Genomic DNA, 18748 nt, shown 5'->3' with positions numbered 1-18748 from the left:
GTGGGTGATCGTCGGGCCGACCGGGCGGGCCGGCTCCGCGTCGCGGGGCGCGGAGTTCCACCACCAGAGCGCGAAGGAGATCGCGAACAGCACCAGCACGCCGCCGACCACCTGGAACACCGCCATCCGGTGGCTCGGCTCGCCGCGCCGGCGGCCGAACCTCGGACGGCCGCCGCCCGTCCCGCGCGCGGCACCGCGGGCGGCGCGGCGGGACCGGCGCCGTTCCCGCCGGCCCGGCGGGCGGGCGCGCTCCTGCGCGGACGGCTCGGTGAAGACGGCGCTCTTGACGAACTGCTCATCGAACACCGGTTCGTCGAAATCTGCGGCCATGCTGCTCTCCGGCGCGGGGGATCGTCGTCAGCCCAGGTTAGTGGACTTCTCGGCGACCCACCCGCCGACGATTTCTAGAACACGTTCTATGAAAACTCCCGGCACGGGTGACGAACCTCACCGCCCTCGCCGTTGAGATCGATCGGGTTCTCGTGAGATGGCACTCCTGACCTCGTGATCATCCTGTCGGCACACCAATGAGACTCAGGATCAGACTGGAGTCTCATTTGCTCTTGAACTTCCGATGGAACGGGTTCTACGGTGAGCCTCAGGCACCGCCAAATCGGGAGGAAACGCGCATGACCGCGACCACTTCGGAGACCGCCGTCCCGGCCGGGTTCGACTTCGCCAGCCCGGATCTGATGGCCGAGCGCGTCCCGCTCGCCGAGTTCGCGCTGCTGCGCCGGACCGGCGCGCCCTGGTGGAACGCGCAGCCGCGCGGCCGGACGGGCTTCGCCGACGACGGCTTCTGGGTGATCAGCAGGCACGCCCACATCAAGGAGATCTCCCGCGACCACGAGCTGTTCTCCGCCAACGCCAACGGCTCGGTGATCCGGTTCAACGACACGTTCAGCCCCGAGGAGCTGGACGTCCAGCGCGAGAACCTGCTGCTGCACCTGGACCCGCCGCAGCACGCCAAGCTGCGCCAGATCGTCTCCCGCGGCTTCACGCCCCGCGTGATCAAGGGGCTGCACGACGCGCTGCGCGAGCGGGCCGAGCGCATCGTCGCCGCGGCCCGGCGGCGCGGCGGCGAGGGCGACTTCGTCGGCGAGGTCGCGGCCGAGCTGCCGCTGCAGGCGATCGCCGAGCTGATGGGCGTCCCGCAGGAGGACCGGGGGCGGCTGTTCGACTGGTCCAACGCGATGCTCGGCTACGACGACCCCGAGTACGACGCGGACCCGGCCGGCGCCGCCGCCGAGATCATCGGCTACTCGATGGGCCTGGCCGAGCAGCGCCGCGGCTGCCCCGCGCACGACATCGTCTCCAAGCTCGTCCACGCGGACGTGGACGGGCGCGGCCTCACCGACGACGAGTTCGGGTACTTCATGATCCTGCTGGCCGTCGCCGGGAACGAGACGACCCGCAACGCCATCACCCACGGCATGCTGGCGTTCATGGACAACCCGGCCCAGTGGGAGCTGTTCAAGGCCGAGCGTCCCGAGACGACGGCGGACGAGATCGTCCGGTGGTCCACCCCGGTGACCGCGTTCCAGCGGACGGCCGTCGAGGACACCGAGCTGGGCGGCGTCGAGATCAAGGCCGGCGACCGGCTCGCCATGTACTACAGCTCCGCGAACTTCGACGCGGACGTCTTCGAGGCGCCCGGCACGTTCGACATCACCCGGTCCCCGAACCCGCACCTGGGGTTCGGCGGCACCGGCGCGCACTACTGCATCGGCGCGAACCTGGCCCGGCTGGAGATCGGGCTGATCTTCGACGCGATCGCCGACCAGATGCCGGACATCACCCGCGTCGCCGAGCCGCGCCGGCTGCGCTCCGCCTGGCTGAACGGGATCAAGGAGCTGCGCGTCCGGTACTGACCGCGCCCCGCCGGCGCCGCGGGCCTGATCCCTCTCACCGGGACCGGTCTTCCCCGGAAAAGTTAGAACACGTTACAGTCAAAGGCGAATCGTGTTCTAGAAGGAGACCGCATGGGTACCCCGGTGATCGTCGAGGCGGTGCGCACGCCGCTCGGGAAGCGCAACGGCTGGATGGCGGGCCTGAAGCCGATGGCCGTCCTCGCGCACGCCCTGACCGCCGCCGTCGGACGCTCCGGCATCGACGCCGCCGAGGTGGAACAGGTCTTCGCCGGCTGCGTGACGCAGGCGGGCGAGCAGGGCGGCCACATCGGCCGCTACGCGTGGCTGTACGCCGGCCTGCCCTGGCAGACCGGCGTCACGACCATCGACGCGCAGTGCGGGTCGTCGCAGCAGGGCGTCCACCTCGCCGCGTCCCAGATCGCCGCCGGCGTCGTGGACGTCGCGATCGGCTGCGGCGTCGAGGTGATGAGCCGCGCCCCGCTCGGCAGCAACGTCATGCCCGCCAACCCGCGGCCGGACGACTGGTCGATCGACATGCCGAACCAGTTCGAGGCCGCCGAGCGGATCGCCGCCCGCCGCGGCATCACCCGCGCCGACCTGGACGCGTTCGGCGCCCGCTCGCAGCAGCTCGCCGCCAAGGCGTGGGCGGACGGCCGCTTCGACCGCGAGGTCGCGCCCATCACCGCGCCCGTCCTGGACGCCGAGGGCAACGTCACCGGCGAGACCCGCGAGGTCACCCGCGACCAGGGCCTCCGCGAGACCACCGCGGACGGCCTGGCCGGCCTGAAGCCGGTCATGCCGGACGCGCTGCACACGGCGGGCACCTCGTCCCAGATCTCCGACGGCGCCGCCGCCGTCCTGCTGATGTCGGAGGAGAAGGCCCGGGCGCTCGGGCTGCGGCCGCGCGCCCGGATCAGGACGCAGGCGCTCGTCGGCGGCGAGCCGTACTACCACCTGGACGGCCCGGTCCAGGCGACCGAGCGCGTCCTGCGGCGGTCCGGCATGACGATGAACGACATCGACATCACCGAGATCAACGAGGCGTTCGCGTCGATCGTGCTGTCCTGGGCGTCGGTCCACAAGCCGGACATGGACAAGGTCAACGTCAACGGCGGCGCCATCGCCATCGGCCACCCCGTCGGCGCGACCGGCGCGCGGCTGGTCACGACCGCGCTGCACGAGCTGGAGCGCCGCGACGCCGGGACGGCCCTCATCACGATGTGCGCGGGAGGCGCCCTCTCCACCGCCACCATCCTCGAACGGATCTGACCCCGCTCACCAGAGCTGAACAGGCATCCTGGACGGAAAGGGCCCCGGTCACCACGGCCGGGGCCTCCGGCCATGACAGGCGCGAAAGGCGGTCTCGGTGCAGCAGCCGGAACCAGAGGACCTCGGCGGCGGGCTGTGGAGCGTTCCCGTGCCCATCCCGGACAACCCCCTCGCGTACACGCTCGTGTACGCGGTGGAGAGCCCGCGGGGGCCCGTCCTGATCGACGCGGGCTGGCAGCACGAGGACGCCTGGGCGGCCCTCCGCGACGGGCTCGGCACGTTCGGGATCAACGTGGCCGACGTCCACGGCGTGGTCGTCACCCACTTCCACCCCGACCATTCGGGCCTCGCCGGACGCGTGCGCGAGGAGTCCGGCGCCTGGATCGCGATGCACCACGCGGACGCCGACATCGTCCGGCTCTTCCACCAGGTCGGCCAGGGCGGTCGCCGCGCGTTCGAGCTGACCGCGCTGCGCCGCGCCGGCGCGGCCGAGTCCGACCTGGCCGGGCCCAGCCAGCAGAACCGGGTCTCGCCGCCCGCGATCCCGGACCGGGAGCTGTCCGACGGCGACCTCGTCGACCTGCCCGGCCGCCGGCTCCGCGCCATCTGGACGCCCGGCCACTCCCCCGGCCACATCTGCCTGCACCTGGAGGACGGCGACCGGATCTTCACCGGCGACCACGTCCTGCCGCGCATCACCCCGCACATCGGCCTCTACCCCTACGACACCCCGGACGTGGACCCGCTGAGCGACTTCCTCGGCTCGCTCGACAAGGTGTCCGCCATGACGGTGGACGAGGTCCTGCCCGCCCACCAGTACCGCTTCCACGGCCTGTCCCCGCGCGCCCGCGAGATCATCGAGCACCACGAGGAGCGGCTCGCCGAGGTGACGGGGCTGCTGTCGTCCAGCCCCGTCACGCTGTGGGACCTCACGGCGGGCCTCCACTGGCGCCACCCGTGGGCGGACATGGCCCAGCAGGCCCGCCGCATGGCCGCCGCCGAAGCCGCCGCCCACATCCGCACCCTCGAAACGCGGGGGGTCGCCCGCCGCGATGGCGCGGACGACCCCTTGCGCTACGTCCTGCGCTAGCCGCCCGCACCGACCCCGACCTCGCCGACGGCGAGGCTGGGCCAGTCCGTGCTGTCCCGCAAGAGCTGGCGGTCGTGGGTCGCCAGGACCACCGCGGCCTCCGTGGTCCGGAGGGCCGCGGTCAGCTCGTCCACCAGGGCGATCGACAGGTGGTTCGTCGGCTCGTCCAGCAGGAGGACGTGCGGGCGCGCCGCCAGGACCATCGCCAGGTCGAGCCTGCGCTGCTGCCCCATCGACAGCTCGCGCACGGGCCTGCCCGCGTCCGCGGACGAGAGCAGGCCGAGGGCGGGCAGGGAGACCGCCTCGTCCTCGGCGAGCGCCCCCGTGGTGATCAGGCGTCCGACGTGGGCGGCGAACACCTCGTGGGCGCGCCGGCCGTCCGGGTGCGGCGACTCCTGGGCGAGCAGTTGCACGCGCGTGCCCGGGGCCCGCCGGACCGTTCCCCAGGTGGCAGCCGCCCGGCGAGCGCGGCCAGGAGAGTCGACTTGCCCGAGCCGTTGGGGCCGGTGACGACGAGCCGCGAACCCGATGGCAGGGAGAGCGACACATCGCGCGGCAGCCGGGACGCCACGCGCACATCGTCGGCCGTCAGCAGTGCCGTGCCCGGACGGGACGGCAGATCCGGCATGCCGAACCGCCGGGGCGGCTCGGGTGCGGTCACCGCGTGCCGCTCCAGATCGTCGCGGCGCCGGTGGACGGCCCGGACGAGCGCCGGCGCGCGGGTGGCGCGCTGGTGCTTGCCCGTCCCCTTGTCCGGCCGCCACCCGCCGACCAGGCGGTTGCGCGCCTCGGACAGGTCGCGGGTGAGGCGGGCGTGCTCGGCCCGCTGGCGCTCGTACTCCTCCTCCCAGCGGAGCAGTTCCGCCTCGCGGCCATCCCGGTAGCCGGCGAACCCGTCCCCGTGCACGGCCGGGCGGCCGTCCCGGCTCGGGTCGAGGTCGAGGATCGTCGTCGCCACGTCCGACAGCAGCACGCGGTCATGGCTGACGACCACGACCCCGCCCGGGTGGGCGCACAGCCGCGCGGTCAGGAAGGCGAGACCGGCGGCGTCGAGGTGGTTGGTGGGCTCGTCCAGGAGCAGGAAGTCGTGCTCGGCGCCGAGCAGACAGGCGAGCCGCACCCGGTAGCGCTGGCCGACGGACAGTTCGGACAGCGGCCTTCCCCGGTCTGTGACCGCGCCGAGGTTCTCCAGGGCGAGGTCGACGCGGCGGTCGGCGTCCCAGGCGTCGAGCGCCTCCGCCGCGTCCAGCGCGGACGTGTAGGCGTCGTCCGCGCTGGGACGTCCTTCGGCCATGGCGCGGGTGGCCTCGTCGAGCGCTTTCAGCGCGGCGCGGGCGTCCGCGAGTTCGAGGTCGATCGCGTCGCCGACCGTGGCATCGCCGTGAGCGGCCATGGCCTGCTCGGCGGTCCCGAGCGTGCCGACGCGCTGGACCGCGCCCTCATCGGGGACCAGGGCGCCGTTCAGCACATGCAGGAGGGTCGTCTTCCCGCGCCCGTTCTCTCCGACGATGCCCCACCTGTCCTGCGGTGAGACCGACATGTGCACGTCGTGGAGGACGGTCCGGCCGCCCCGGACGACGCCGATGCCCTCGGCGACGAGCTGTGCCTGGGCGCGCGCAGGCAGGGTGATGGAGATGTTCATGCTTCCTCCGGACGGAGGCACACCTGTCCCGGGAGAGGGAAAAGAGTGCCTTCGACTGACAGGCCCTGGGAAGCGGGCCCGATGACAACGTCAGACCGCCCGCGGCTCGCTCAGGCGCGAGGGGCGGGCCGTCCGGAGTCCTGTCAGTGGTAGAGGAGCTGCTGGAGCATGGATTCACCGTACCAACCCGTGGGACGGGCGGGGACTGGGCCTTGATGAGACTCCAGTCTCATGTTAGAACGTGTTCTAGATCTGTCCCGAAGCAAGCGCTCAGTTGAGGGACTGGCTCCGTCCCGGCACGAAGGGTCTTCCATGGCACTTGCGACGTCCATCGCCCAGCCCGCCCGGTCCTTCCGAGCTCCCGAGATCGACATCATCGATCCCGGCGTGTACGAGCGCGGCGGCGTCCCGCACCGGCAGTTCCAGTGGCTGCGCGACAACGACCCGGTCCACTGGCACCAGGACCCGAACGACGGGGTCCCGGGGTTCTGGGCCGTCACGCGGCACGAGGACGTGGTGTCGGTGTCGCGGCGCGCCGACCCGTACTCCTCGCACGCGCGGACGGCGATGTTCGAGGAGTTCTCCAGCGACGACATCGACATGTACGGGCAGATGATGCTGTTCCGGGACCCGCCGGACCACACCAAGCTGCGCTCCCTGGTGAACAAGGGCTTCACGCCGCGCATGATCGGCCGGCTGGAGGAGCACATCCGGCGGATCTGCAACGAGCTGATCGACGAGGCCGCGCCGCTCGGCGAGTGCGACTTCGTGGAGCGGTTCGCGGCGCCGCTGCCGCTGTACACGATCTGCGAGCTGCTCGGCGCCCCGCTGGAGGACCGGGAGCGGATCTTCCACTGGTCGAACAAGCTCGTCGCGTTCAACGACCCCGAGTTCATCGGGGGCCGCGAGGAGTCGACGTTGTGCGCCGCCGAGTTCGCCGAGTGGGGCGGGCAGCTCGCCGCGGCGCGCGCGTCCACGCCGCGCGACGACATCGTCACCAAGCTGCTCACCCCGGACGCCGACGGCAGCACGATCACCCTGGAGGAGTTCCAGCTCTTCGTGATCATGCTGTCGATCGCCGGGAACGAGACGACGCGGACGGCGACCGCCGGCGGCATGCTCGCCTTCTTCGAGCGTCCCGACCAGTGGGCCCGGCTGCGGGCGGACCGCGCCCTGGTGCCGACGGCGGTCGAGGAGATCGTCCGCTGGGTCAGCCCGATCAACCAGTTCCGCCGGACCGCCCTCGTCGACACCGAGCTGGGCGGCAAGCAGATCAAGGCGGGCGACAAGGTCGTGCTGTTCTACGGGTCCGCGAACCGCGACGAGCGCGTGTTCGACAACCCGTTCGCCTTCGACGTGGGCCGCGACCCCAACCCGCACATCGGCTTCGGCGGCGGCGGCCCGCACTACTGCCTCGGCACCCACCTCGCCCGGATGAACCTGCGCATCATCTTCGAGACGATCCTGGAGCGCATGCCCGACATCCGGCTCGCGGGAGAGCCGCGCCGGCTGCGGTCGAACTTCGTCAATGGGTACAAGGAGATCCCGGTGAGCTTCACGCCATCGGCGCCCTTGGGAGGTTGACGCCATGACCACCACCCCCGACATCGACCTGGTCGACCCCGGCGCGTACGAGCGCGGCGGCATCCCGCACGAGCAGCTGGCCTGGCTGCGCGAGCACGAGCCGGTGCACCGGCACCACGGCGACCCGGAGCGCGAGTACCCGCCGTTCTGGGCGCTCACCCGGCACGAGGACGTCGTCCACGTGTCCCGGCATCCGGAGGTGTTCTCGTCCTGGCAGCGGCTCGCGCTGTTCGACGAGACGCCGGAGGAGCAGCTCGTCCTGCAGCGGATGATGATGCTCAACCAGGACCCGCCCGAGCACTCGCGCAAGCGCAGCATCGTCAACCGGGGCTTCACCCCGCGCGCGATCGGCGCGCTCGCCGAGCACATCCGCGACATCTGCCGCAAGCTCGTCGACGAGACGGCCGAGCGCGGGGACGAGGCCGACTTCGTCCGCGACCTCGCGGCGCCGCTGCCGCTGTACGTGATCTGCGAGCTGCTCGGCGCGCCGCCGGAGGACCGCGAGAAGATCTTCACCTGGTCGAACACGCTGATCGGCGGGGACGACCCGGAGTTCCAGCGGTCCCGGGAGGAGGGCCAGCAGGCGGCGGCGGAGCTGTACACCTACGCCAACGGGCTGGCCGCCGACCGGCGGGCGAACCCGCGCGAGGACATCGTCACCAGGCTGCTGCAGCCGGACGCCGACGGCGAGGTCCTCAGCGGCGACGAGTTCGAGCTGTTCGTGATGCTGCTGTCGGTCGCCGGGAACGAGACGACCCGCAACGCGGCGAGCGGCGGCATGCTCGCGCTGCTGGAGCACCCGGAGCAGTGGGCGCGGCTGCGGGCCGACCGGTCGCTGGTCCGGACGGCGGCGGACGAGATCGTCCGCTGGGTCACGCCGGTGAACATGTTCCGGCGGACGGCCGTCCGGGACACCGAGATCCGCGGCACGAAGATCGCGGAGGGTGACAAGGTCGTCGTGTTCTACAGCTCGGCGAACCGGGACGAGGCCGTGTTCGCCGACCCGTACTCCTTCGACGCGGGCCGCGACCCGAACCCGCACATCGGCTTCGGCGGCGGCGGGCCGCACTTCTGCCTGGGGTCCCATCTCGCCCGACTCGAGCTGAGTGTGCTTTTCGAAACACTTTTGGACACCATGCCCAATATTGAACTCAGCGGTAACGTTCGCAGGCTAAGGTCTAGTTTCATCAACGGCATAAAAGAGATGCCGGTGCGCGTGCGTCCGGCGTCCCTTGACTGACGGGAGTGGTGCGTGGGCAGGGACTGGCGTGGGTGAGGCGGGCGAGGCGGGCGGCGCGCCGGCATCGGATCCGCTGCGGGTGGCCCTGCTCTCGTACCGGAGCAAGCCGCACTGCGGCGGGCAGGGCGTCTACCTCCGGCATCTGAGCCGCGAGCTGGCCGACCTCGGGCACACGGTCGAGGTGGTCTCCGGCCAGCCCTACCCGGAGCTGGACCGCGAGGAGATCATCCTCACCAAGCTCCCGAGCCTGGACCTGTACGGGGACGACGACCCCTTCCGCACCCCGGCCCTCGGCGAGTTCCGCGACTGGGTGGACGTCCTGGAGTTCGCGCACATGAAGACGGGCGGCTTCCCCGAGCCGCTGACGTTCAGCCTGCGCGCGCTGCGGCTGCTGCGCGGGCGCCGCCGCGACTTCGACGTCGTCCACGACAACCAGGTCCTCGGCCTCGGCAACCTCGGCATCTCCCGGCTCGGCCTGCCGCTGGTGACGAGCATCCACCACCCGATCAGCGTCGACCGCCGGATCGACATCGAGGCGGCGCGCGGCGTCAAGCAGAAGCTCGGCAAGCGCCGCTGGTACGGGTTCGTCGGGATGCAGTCGCAGGTCTCGCGGCGGATCGGCCCGGTGCTGACGGTGTCGGAGTCGTCCAAGGTCGACATCGTCAAGGACTTCAAGGTCGACCCGCGCGACATCGAGATCCTGCCGCTCGGCGTCGACACCCGCATCTTCCACCCGCGCGGCGAGCGCGTCCCCGGCCGGATCGTCGCGATGGCCAGCGCCGACGCGCCGATCAAGGGCGTGGACGTGCTGCTGCGCGCGGTCGCCAAGCTCGCCACCGAGCGCGACGTCCACGTGGTCGTCGTCAGCAAGCCGCAGAAGGACGGCCCGACCGAGAAGCTCGTCCGCGAACTCGCGCTCGGCGACCGCGTCCGGTTCGTCAGCGGGATCAGCGACGACGCGCTGGGCGAGCTGATGGCGTCCGCGGAGACCGCCGTCGTCCCGTCCCGCTACGAGGGCTTCTCGCTGCCCGCGGTGGAGCACATGGCGTCCGGGACGCCGCTGGTCGCGAGCCGCGCCGGCGCGCTGCCCGAGGTCGTCGGCGACGCCGGCGTCCTCGTCCAGCCGGGAGACGTCGAAGAACTGGCCGCGACCCTGCACCGCCTGCACGACTCCCCCGAGGAGCGGGCAAGGGCGGGCGCCGCGGGGCTCGCGCGCGTCCAGGAGCGGTTCGCCTGGCCGGCCGTGGCGCAGGCCACCGTCGAGCACTACCGGGCGGCGATCGCCCAGCAGAAGTACCGGCGGCTCGCCGCCGGCGGCAAGTGAGGGACCGTCCGCCGGACGGCCTCCGCACGGAAGGAGCACGACCCTGCTGACCGTGGATTTCCAGCGGTTCCGCATCACCCCGGGAGACCGCGTCCTCGACATGGGATGCGGCGCCGGACGGCACGCCTTCGAGCTGTACCGGCGGGGTGCGCACGTCGTCGCCTTCGACCAGGACGCCGGTGAGCTGTCCGGCGTGGAGAAGATGTTCGCGGCGATGCGCCTCGAAGACGACGTGCCGCAAGAGGCGACCGCCGAGACCGTGCAGGGTGACGCGCTCGACCTGCCGTTCCCCGACGACCACTTCGACGCGATCGTCGCGTCCGAGGTGCTGGAGCACATCCCCGACGACATGCGGGCGATGCGCGAGCTGCTGCGCGTCCTCAAGCCGGGCGGCAGGCTCGCGGTGACGGTGCCGAGCTGGCTGCCCGAGCGGGTGTGCTGGGCGCTGTCGGAGGACTACCACACCGCCCCCGGCGGGCACGTGCGGATCTACACGCGCGCCGAGCTGGAGGCGAAGCTGAAGTCGATCGGCTTCCGGGTCGGCGGCCACCACCACGCGCACGGCCTGCACGCCCCGTACTGGTGGATCAAGTGCGCGGTGGGGGTGGACAACGACGCCAACCCGCTCGCCAAGGCCTACCACCAGGTCCTCGTGTGGGACATCATGAAGCGGCCGCTCGCGACCCGGCTGGCCGAGCGGGTGATGAACCCGGTGATCGGCAAGAGCGTCGTCGTCTACTTCGCCAAGCCCGCGGCGCCGGGCACGCCGGCGGCACCGGCCAAGGAGACGGCGGATGCGGTCTGAGACCGCGCCACCCTCGGTTCCCGGAGTCCTCACGCCGGACGACGTCGTCGCCACGGCGCGCAGCATCGCGGCGCAGCAGGAGGCGTCCGGCGCGATCCCCTGGTTCTCGCCGACCCACGGCGTCCCCGGCCACGTGGACGCCTGGAACCACATCGAGGCGGCGATGGCGCTGTCGGTCGCGGGACTCGGCGACGAGGCCAGGCGCGCGTACGAGTGGCTGCGGGACGTCCAGCGGCCGGACGGGTCGTGGCCCGCGAAGTGGGTGCTGGGCGAGGTCACCGAGCCGGGCGGCGAGTCCAACCACGCCGCCTACGTCGCGGTCGGCGTCTGGCACGAGCTGCTGGCGACCGGCGACGAGGACTTCGCGCGGCGCATGTGGCCGGCGGTCCGGCAGGCGATCGACTTCACCCTCGGGCTGCAGACCCGGCGCGGGGAGATCATCTGGATCCGGCACGAGGACGGCGAGCCGTCCGACCACGCGCTGCTGACCGGCTGCTCGTCGATCTACCAGTCGCTGCGCTGCGCGGTCGCGCTGGCCGAGCACCTCGGCGAGCACCAGCCGGGCTGGGAGCTCGCCGCCGACCAGCTCGGGCACGTGGTGGCCGCGCATCCGGAGGCGTTCGCCGACAAGAGCCGCTGGTCGATGGACTGGTACTACCCGGTGCTCGGCGGCCCGGTCCGCGGCGCGGCGGCGGCGCGCCGGTTCGACGAGCAGTGGGACGCCTTCGTCGTGCCGGGCCTCGGCTGCCGCTGCGTGTCGGACCAGCCGTGGGTGACGGCGGCGGAGAGCTGCGAGCTGGTGCTGGCGCTGGACGCCGCGGGCGACCGCGACCGGGCGCTGGAGCTGTTCACCACCATCCAGCACCTCCGGCACGAGGACGGCTCGTACTGGACGGGCTGGCAGTTCGAGAACGAGCGGCACTTCCCGGGAGACCGGTCCACCTACACGGCCGCCGCGGTGATCCTGGCGGCGGACGCGCTGGCGGACGCGACCCAAGGCTCCCGCCTCTTCAAGGAGATCGCGGGGCGTCCCCTCGGGCCCGCGGAGGCATCAGACCCGCTCGCCTGCGGCTGCGCCCTGGTAGCCGCCACCCGTTAGGGGGTCGGTGCCGGGGAGGCGTTCCAGGACGCGTAGGGAGCCTTCCGCCCTTCGCTCCTCGAAGGCGCCGCTCTTCAGGGCGCGCAGGTAGACGTGGTACGGGGGCTGGCCGCCGTCCGCCGGGTCGGGGAAGACGTCGTGGATGACCAGGGCGCCGCCGGGCGCGACATGCGGCGCCCAGCCCTCGTAGTCGCCCTGCGCGTGCTCCTCGGCGTGGCCGCCGTCGATGAACAGCAGCGCCAGCGGCGTCCGCCAGAACGCCGACACGGTGCGGGAATGCCCGACGACGGCGACGACCTCGTCCTCCAGGCCGGCGGCGCCGATCGTCTTGCGGAACACGGGCAGCGTGTCCATCCGGCCGGTGCTCGGGTCGACCAGGGACGGGTCGTGGTGCTCCCAGCCCGCCTGGTTCTCCTCCGAGCCGTGGTGGTGGTCGACGGTGACCAGGACCGTCCCCGCCGTGCGCGCGGCGGCCCCCAGGTAGACGGCGGACTTGCCGCAGTAGGTGCCGACCTCCAGCATCGGGCCGGTCCCGGCGAGGCGGCCCCCGTAGGCGAGGCCCGCCTCGTACAGCGCCCGGCCCTCGGCGTCCGGCATGAAGCCCTTGGCGGCGCGTGCGGCGCGCAGCAGATCCGCGGGCATCGCCTGGGCGGAGCGGGTGGTCGTCCCCGGGTCGGCGGACGCCTTCGTGTGGGTCATCGGTCTCCTCTGTCCGGGGCACATTATGCGACATCGTCCCGATGAGACTCGGGTCTCCCCCACCTTGCCCGACCAGACTGGAACGTGTTCTACTTTCGAGGTGAGCACCCGCTTCCGAACGTTATTCGGTAGGTTGACGGGTGAGTCCCCGAACGGAGCAGACGATGAGAGTACGAGTCGACCCGCTGGTGTGCGAGGCGAACGCCGTGTGCGTCGGGCTCGCTCCCGAGGTCTTCGACCTGAACGACGACGACGAGCTTCAGATCGTCCAGCCGGACGTCCCGCCCGCGGAGCAGGACCGCGTCCGGCACGCGGTGCGGTCATGCCCGAAGGCCGCGCTGACGCTGGACGAGTAGCACCACAGGCTCCGCCCCGCCGAAGGCCCATCCCTCACCCACCCCCTTTTACAGTGGAGGCAGCCATGGCACGCGCCGCGGTACTGCATGCGGTCGGCGACAAGGAACTCGACCTGCGCGACGACGTCTCGACGATCGATCCCGGCCCCGACCAGGTGAAGGTCAAGATCAAGGCGACCGGGGTCTGCCACTCCGACCTGTCCACGATGACCGGGGTGCTGCCGGCGGCGACGCCCACGGTCATCGGGCACGAGGGCGCCGGGGTCGTGGCGGAGGTCGGCGACCGGGTGACCGGCGTCCAGCCCGGCGACCACGTCGTCGTGAACTGGACGCCCGACTGCGGCGAGTGCGCGGAGTGCCTGCGCGGCGAGCCGTACCTGTGCATGACCTTCCTCGCCCAGTCGTTCAGCGAGCCCGCGTTCCGGCTCGGCGACGGCAGCCCCGCGTTCGGCATGGCGGGCACCGGCACCTGGGCGGAGGAGATCGTCCTGCCCCGGCGCGGCGTGATCAAGGTGGCCGAGGACATCCCGTTCGAGTACGCGGCGCTGCTCGGCTGCGGCATCCCCACCGGCGTCGGCGCCGTCATCAACACCGCGAAGGTGACGCCGGGCTCGACGGTCGCGGTGGTCGGCGCGGGCGGCGTCGGGCTGTCGGTCATCCAGGGCGCCAAGATCGCCGGCGCGTCCACCATCCTCGCGATCGACCCGAACGAGGCCAAGCACCCCATCGCCAAGCAGTTCGGCGCGACCCACACCGCCACCCTCGACGACCTGGAGCAGACCAAGGGCCTGCTCACCGGCGGCGCGGGCTTCGACTACACCTTCGAGGTCGTCGGCAAGTCCGCCGCGATCAGCACGGCATGGGACACGACCCGGCGCGGCGGCGACGTCATCGTGGTCGGCGCCGGCGCCGCCGACGACAACTGGAGCCAGAGCGCGTTCGCGCTGCTGTTCGACGGCAAGAGCCTCAAGGCGTCCCTGTACGGCGGCTGCGACCTCAAGCGCGACATCCCGCTCTTCGTCGACCTGTGGCGCGCCGGGAAGCTCGACATCGACAGCCTCATCACCCGCCGGATCGGCTTCGAGGACCTCAACGGCGCCGTCCGCGCCCTGACCAACGGCGAAGTGATCCGCCAGGTCGTCCTGTTCGACTAGACCCCCCTCGAACAGGGCTTTCCAAGCTGCGGCGTGCCGTCCCGCAATCGCGCCCATCCGGGACGGCACGCCGCATCGCCTCGCCCGCGTATCATCCTTGTCGTTCATCGGGCGTCGAGTCGTCATGGAGCGCGGGTGGTGCACGGTCTGGGCAGGCTCCTGGCCGCGGCGGTGCTCGCCGCGCCCCTCGTCCCGGCCGCGCCGGCGCATGCGGCGCCCCGGCCCGCCCGCATCCGCGACATCCAGGGCGCCGCGCACATCTCCCGGCTGCACGGCGCGTCCGTCGCCAAGGTCCCCGGGATCGTGACGGCGCTGACCGTCAACGGGTTCTGGATGCAGGACCCCCACCCCGACAAGAACGAAGCGACGTCCGAGGGCATCTTCGTCTTCACCCGGACCCGGCCGGACGCCCGGACCGGCGACTCCGTCCGGGTGGACGGCAAGGTCGGCGAGTTCCGTCCCGGCGGCGCGTCGTCCGCCGGCCTGACCCGGACGGAGATCGACGCCACCGCGACCGCGGTCGCCGCGCACGGGGCGCCGCTGCCGCCGCCGACCGTGGTCGGCCCGCACGGGCGCCGGCCCCCGGGCAGCGTGGTCGACCTCGGGCACGGGAACGTCGAGAAGGGCGGCGCGTTCGATCCCCGCCGCGACGCCATCGACTTCTACGAGTCCCTCGAAGGCATGCGGGTCCGGATCGAGGACGCCGTCGCGGTCGGCCCGTCCCATGAGGGCGAGCTGCCGGTGCTGCCGGCGGGCGGCGCCGGCGCCCAGGTGCGGACGTCGCGCGGCGGCATCCTCGTCCGCGAGGACACCCTCGTCCCCGGCGGCGACGCCAACCCCGAGCGGATCATCCTCGACGACACGCTCGCCCCGCTGCCCGGCATGAACGTCGGCGACCGGCTGCCCGGCGCCAACGACGGCGTCCTCGACTACTCCTACGGCGGCTTCAGGCTGCTGCTCACCGCGACCCCGCGCCGCACCGCCGGGAAGCTCCGCCGCGAGACGACCCGCGCGCAGCGCCCCGGTGAGCTCGCCGTCGCCACCGCCGGGCTGAACGGGCTGAACCCCGACATGCCGCCCGCCCGGTTCGACGCCGCGGCGCAGGAGATCATGACCGGCCTGCGCTCCCCCGACCTCATCGCCGTCGGCGGCCTCGGCGACAACAGCGGCCCGGAGGACGACGGCACCACCGCCGACGACCAGACCGTGGCGCAGCTCATCACGGCGATCAGCGCGGCGGGCGGCCCCGCCTACGAATGGCGCTCGGTGGAGCCGCGCGACAACGACGACGGCGGCCGCAAGGGCACCAACGACCGCTCCGGGTTCCTGTTCCGCACCGACCGCGGGCTCGCGTTCGTCGACCATCCGTCGCTGCCCGGCCCGGTCCCGGACGAACCGCCCGACCGGCCCGACCCGACCGCGACCCCGGTCAAGGCGGTGCCGCGCGGCGGCACGGCCGGGCTGACGCTGAGCCCCGGCCGGATCGCGCCCGGCGACGCCGCGTGGTCCGGCACCGGCAAGCCGCTCGCCGGGGAGGTGACCTGGAAGGGCCGCCGGCTCATCGTCATCGCGAACGAGTGGTTCCCGTCCACCGCCGACGACGAGCCGCTCTTCGGACGGCACCAGCCGCCGTCCCACCCCACCGCCTGGCGCCGCGACGCGCAGGCCCGCGTCGTCGCGACCTTCGTGAACTCGGTCCGCAGGGTGGACGCGAACGCCGGCGTGATCGTGGCGGGCGACCTCAACGCCCGCGGGACGTCGGTGCCCGTCCGCGCCCTCGCCAAGGGCGCGAAGCTGGCCGACCTCCCCGCCGAGCTGCCCCCGGGCGACCGGTACACGGCGGTGACCGGCGGCAACTCCGAGGACCTCGACCACATCATGCTCAGCGCGTCCCTGCACAAGCGCAGGCACCAGTTCGACGTGGTGCACCGCGGCGCCGAGTTCGCCGACCGCGCCGGCGAGCACGACCCGACCGTCGTCCGCATCGACATGTCGGGGCGATGAACCCGGTGCCGGTTTCGGGCCGTGCCAAAAAGATCGTCACGGCAGGTCCCTGAAGACCTCCGCGGTTTTTCTCCCGCCGGGTGGGGCACGCAGCGTTCGCCACACCCCCACTGGGAGGAGACACCGCCCCATGGCGACCCGATATAGACCGCATATCAGCCTGCTCGGCCTCATCTACATCATCATCGGCGTGTTCATCGCCTGGGACCGCGGCTACATCACCGAAAGCCTGGTCCAGCGCATCGTCAGCGCCCTGCTGGCCATCTTCCTCTGGGTCCTGGTCCTGCTGGGCGTGGACTTCCACATCGACTGGTGATCCTTCCCTGAGCCGGGCACGGGCCGTCCCAAGTCCCCCGCCGCGGGACGGCCCGTGTCCTCCCCTCCCCTCCACGACAGGTGCACGTCGCCGCCACGGCCATAGACCGCAAAGTGCCAGGGAGGTTACTTTCCGTTCATGACGAAAAAGGACTGCAGTTGCGGACATGGCGGCGGATGCTCGTGCCCGAAGGGCTGCTCCTGCGGCTGCAACGGCTGACCCGCCGCCCCTCGCCTTGGAACTCGTCCATGGCCGCGACGAAGGACCGGTGGACGGACGTCGTGGGCTGGACGAGTTCGGGCATCGCGCCTACTCCGGTATCGGAGCGCGCCAGAGGATCGGGGCGTCGGAGTCGGTTCCGGTCGCCAGCACATTGGCGCCCATGGTGGTCAGTGCGGTGAGGCTCTGGTCGCCGGGCCCCGTGAGGCCGGAGACGTCGAGGCGGCGCCAGCCGGCACCGTCAGGGGACGTGAGAACCGCCGCGTCCCCGTTCGACGCGGCCGCCACCACGAAGCCCTGAGGCGTCGGGGTGACGGCGGTCGCGGTGAGGCCGGCGCCGAAGTCGCGCCGCGTCCAAGTCGCGCCGGAGTCGGCGGAGACCAACGCCGTCGCGTTGCCCGCGATCGCCACCAGAGTGCCGCCCTTGGCGGCGACCTGGGTGAGCGGGGCGGTGAGACCGGGCGGGAGTTTGGCGGGCGCCCACTTGAGGCCGTCCGCGGACGTCCAGGCGGCGGGCGCCTTGCCCCGCCCGCCGACCGCCACGTACTTCCCGGCCGCCGCGGTCACGTCGGCCGGGGCGCCGTCGAGTTTCGTGCGCCGCCAGGTGCGGAGGTCACCCGAGCGCCAGGCCGCACCGGTACCCACCGCGACATAGCCGGACGGGCCCGCGGTGACGGCCACCGGCGGCGGACCCGCGGGGAACGCGGCCCGCTGCCAGGCGAGCCCGTCCTGCGAGCTCATCGCCAGCGGCCCCGGGGACCTGCCCGAGACGCGGCCGAGCGCCAGCCAGCCGCGGTTCCCGTGGACGACGTCGGACAGCCAGCCGCCCGTGCCGGGGAACTCGGCCCGCTTCCACGCGCGGCCGTCGGGGGCCGTCCAGATCGCGGCGCCGCCGTTGGTGCCGCCCACCGCGACGGACAGTCCCGGGCCCGCGGCCAGCGACCTGATCGAACGTTCGGGATGCACGGCGCCCGGGACGGAGCGGAGGTCCACGCCGAACAGGTAGGCGTCGTTCTCCTGCTGCCCGGAGATGGCGAGCTGCCCATCGGCGACCGTCAGACCCGTGCTCCGCACCGGCGCGGGGATCGTACCGCCCGGCTGCCAGGTGCGGCCGTCGCCGCTGCGCAGGATCGTGTGCGCACCCCGCGCGCCCCGGACGATGACGGCGAGCCCGGACGGCGTCCCGTCGAAACGGTCGATGCCCGACCCGCCGAACCGGCTCGCGACCTGCCACTTCTGGCCGTCCGCCGAGGTGAACAGGACCCCGGAGCTCTTGGTCTTGCGGTGCTTCTTCCGGCCGGTCGTCTGCCTGCCTTCGCGGACGGTCGCGAACCCGCCCGGCCCGGCCGCCAGTCCCTTCGTGGGGCCGTACGAGCCCTGCGCCTGCGGGACGGTGACGAGCGCCCACGTCCGGCCGCCGTCCGCGGACCGCCAGAGGCCGTCGGCGCGCACGGTCCGGGTGACCTTCTTCTTGCCCTTCTTCTTCACGACCTTCCTGGCATACGTCCCGTGGGCCATCACGACGTCGCCGGATGCCGCCACACGGTCGAGGGCGATGATCCCGGCGATGCCGTCGATGCGCTGCCAGGCGCGTCCGTCCGCCGAACTCCAGGCGACCGCGCGGCCTCTGGACGTGCCCACGGCGACGAAGCCCTGGGCGGTGCGGGTCAGGTCGCTCACCTGGTCGGACGTCGTGAAGCCGGTGGCGGGCGGGCGGCGGGTCCAGGTCTGCGCGTCCTCACTCGTCCACGCCACCACCGCGCCGCCGGACGACCGTCCGAGCGCCACCCACCGGCCGTCCCCGCCTGAGACGAGGTTCGGGGTGTCGCCCGGCGGCAGCACGGAGCCGTCCGCCGTGCCCAGCTTGGCGAGCGACCAGGCGCGCCCGGCGTCGGCCGACACGAGGAACCGCGCGCGTTCCCGTCCTGGGACACCGTCGCCCTCGGTACCCGCGGCGACGACGGTCTTGCCGGCCGAGGCCACGGTCGCGAGGTCCTGGACGAGCCCGTCGGTCGTGGCGGCCGGATCGGCGGCGAACAACGCCCCCGCCGCGACCGGCCCCGCGAGTCCGGACTC

15 protein-coding genes and 1 pseudogene are annotated in these 18748 nt (G+C 72.6%); 12 read left to right on the top strand and 4 right to left on the bottom strand.

Annotated elements, in window-relative coordinates; genetic code table 11:
* Window positions 1-330: SCO2583/SCO2584 N-terminal domain-containing protein (locus tag E1293_RS30540; protein ID WP_207939180.1), on the bottom strand; the 330-nt coding region annotated here is incomplete at its 3' end.
* Between the two features lie 299 nt (window positions 331-629).
* Between E1293_RS30540 and E1293_RS30535 the strand changes: the two genes are divergently transcribed.
* The 3 genes from E1293_RS30535 (at window position 630) to E1293_RS30525 (ending at window position 4230) form a co-directional block, all read left to right on the top strand.
* On the top strand, window positions 630-1871 hold the full coding sequence (locus tag E1293_RS30535; RefSeq protein ID WP_132200949.1) for a cytochrome P450: 1242 nt from the start codon (window positions 630-632) through the stop codon (window positions 1869-1871).
* Window positions 1872-1982: 111 nt separating this feature from the next.
* A complete protein-coding gene (locus E1293_RS30530) occupies window positions 1983-3140 on the top strand; it encodes a steroid 3-ketoacyl-CoA thiolase (protein WP_132200948.1) in 1158 nt (385 codons plus the stop codon).
* Window positions 3141-3237: 97 nt separating this feature from the next.
* Window positions 3238-4230, top strand: a complete 993-nt coding sequence (locus E1293_RS30525) for an MBL fold metallo-hydrolase (RefSeq protein ID WP_132200947.1) — start codon at window positions 3238-3240, stop codon at window positions 4228-4230.
* Here E1293_RS30525 and E1293_RS30520 read toward each other — a convergent pair.
* Window positions 4227-5872: pseudogene (locus E1293_RS30520) on the bottom strand (ABC-F family ATP-binding cassette domain-containing protein). The gene E1293_RS30525 and the pseudogene E1293_RS30520 sit on opposite strands and share 4 nt — an antisense overlap.
* A gap of 312 nt (window positions 5873-6184) precedes the next feature.
* Between E1293_RS30520 and E1293_RS30515 the strand changes: the two are divergent.
* From E1293_RS30515 to E1293_RS30495, 5 genes are read left to right on the top strand one after another with little or no spacing between them, the layout of a single operon-like run.
* Window positions 6185-7456: a cytochrome P450 gene (locus tag E1293_RS30515; RefSeq protein WP_132200946.1), complete on the top strand. Its 1272-nt coding sequence runs from the start codon at window positions 6185-6187 to the stop codon at window positions 7454-7456.
* 4 nt (window positions 7457-7460) lie between these two features.
* Window positions 7461-8696 (top strand): cytochrome P450, encoded by a 1236-nt coding sequence (locus E1293_RS30510; protein WP_132200945.1) that lies wholly within the window; start codon window positions 7461-7463, stop codon window positions 8694-8696.
* Window positions 8697-8724: 28 nt separating this feature from the next.
* On the top strand, window positions 8725-10020 hold the full coding sequence (locus tag E1293_RS30505; protein WP_132200944.1) for a glycosyltransferase family 4 protein: 1296 nt from the start codon (window positions 8725-8727) through the stop codon (window positions 10018-10020).
* Window positions 10021-10063: 43 nt separating this feature from the next.
* Window positions 10064-10825, top strand: coding sequence for a class I SAM-dependent methyltransferase (locus E1293_RS30500; protein ID WP_207939181.1), 762 nt, complete (start codon window positions 10064-10066; stop codon window positions 10823-10825).
* A complete protein-coding gene (locus E1293_RS30495; RefSeq protein WP_132200942.1) occupies window positions 10815-11924 on the top strand; it encodes a glycoside hydrolase family 15 protein in 1110 nt (369 codons plus the stop codon). Before E1293_RS30500 ends, E1293_RS30495 begins: the two co-directional genes overlap by 11 nt.
* Here E1293_RS30495 and E1293_RS30490 read toward each other — a convergent pair.
* Window positions 11877-12623, bottom strand: a complete 747-nt coding sequence (locus E1293_RS30490; RefSeq protein WP_243716790.1) for a class I SAM-dependent methyltransferase — start codon at window positions 12621-12623, stop codon at window positions 11877-11879. The genes E1293_RS30495 and E1293_RS30490 overlap by 48 nt on opposite strands.
* 164 nt (window positions 12624-12787) lie before the next feature.
* Between E1293_RS30490 and E1293_RS30485 the strand changes: the two genes are divergently transcribed.
* The 4 genes from E1293_RS30485 (at window position 12788) to E1293_RS30470 (ending at window position 16453) form a co-directional block, all read left to right on the top strand.
* On the top strand, window positions 12788-12979 hold the full coding sequence (locus E1293_RS30485) for a ferredoxin (RefSeq protein ID WP_132200941.1): 192 nt from the start codon (window positions 12788-12790) through the stop codon (window positions 12977-12979).
* Window positions 12980-13044: 65 nt separating this feature from the next.
* Complete coding sequence (locus E1293_RS30480; protein WP_132200940.1) at window positions 13045-14133, top strand: alcohol dehydrogenase catalytic domain-containing protein; 1089 nt, start codon at window positions 13045-13047, stop codon at window positions 14131-14133.
* Window positions 14134-14268: 135 nt separating this feature from the next.
* Window positions 14269-16137, top strand: a complete 1869-nt coding sequence (locus E1293_RS30475) for an endonuclease/exonuclease/phosphatase family protein (RefSeq protein WP_243716789.1) — start codon at window positions 14269-14271, stop codon at window positions 16135-16137.
* Between the two features lie 130 nt (window positions 16138-16267).
* Window positions 16268-16453, top strand: a complete 186-nt coding sequence (locus E1293_RS30470) for a hypothetical protein (RefSeq protein ID WP_132200939.1) — start codon at window positions 16268-16270, stop codon at window positions 16451-16453.
* A gap of 309 nt (window positions 16454-16762) precedes the next feature.
* Here the strand turns inward: E1293_RS30470 and E1293_RS47800 are convergent.
* Window positions 16763-18748: sialidase/neuraminidase family protein (locus E1293_RS47800; RefSeq protein WP_207939179.1), on the bottom strand; the 1986-nt coding region annotated here is incomplete at its 5' end.

It is taken from the genome of Actinomadura darangshiensis, from assembly GCF_004349235.1.
GTDB classification, from domain to species: Bacteria; Actinomycetota; Actinomycetes; order Streptosporangiales; family Streptosporangiaceae; genus Spirillospora; species Spirillospora darangshiensis.
Note: the sequence above shows the minus strand (reverse complement) of the source record. Positions and strands in the feature narration are given on the sequence as shown.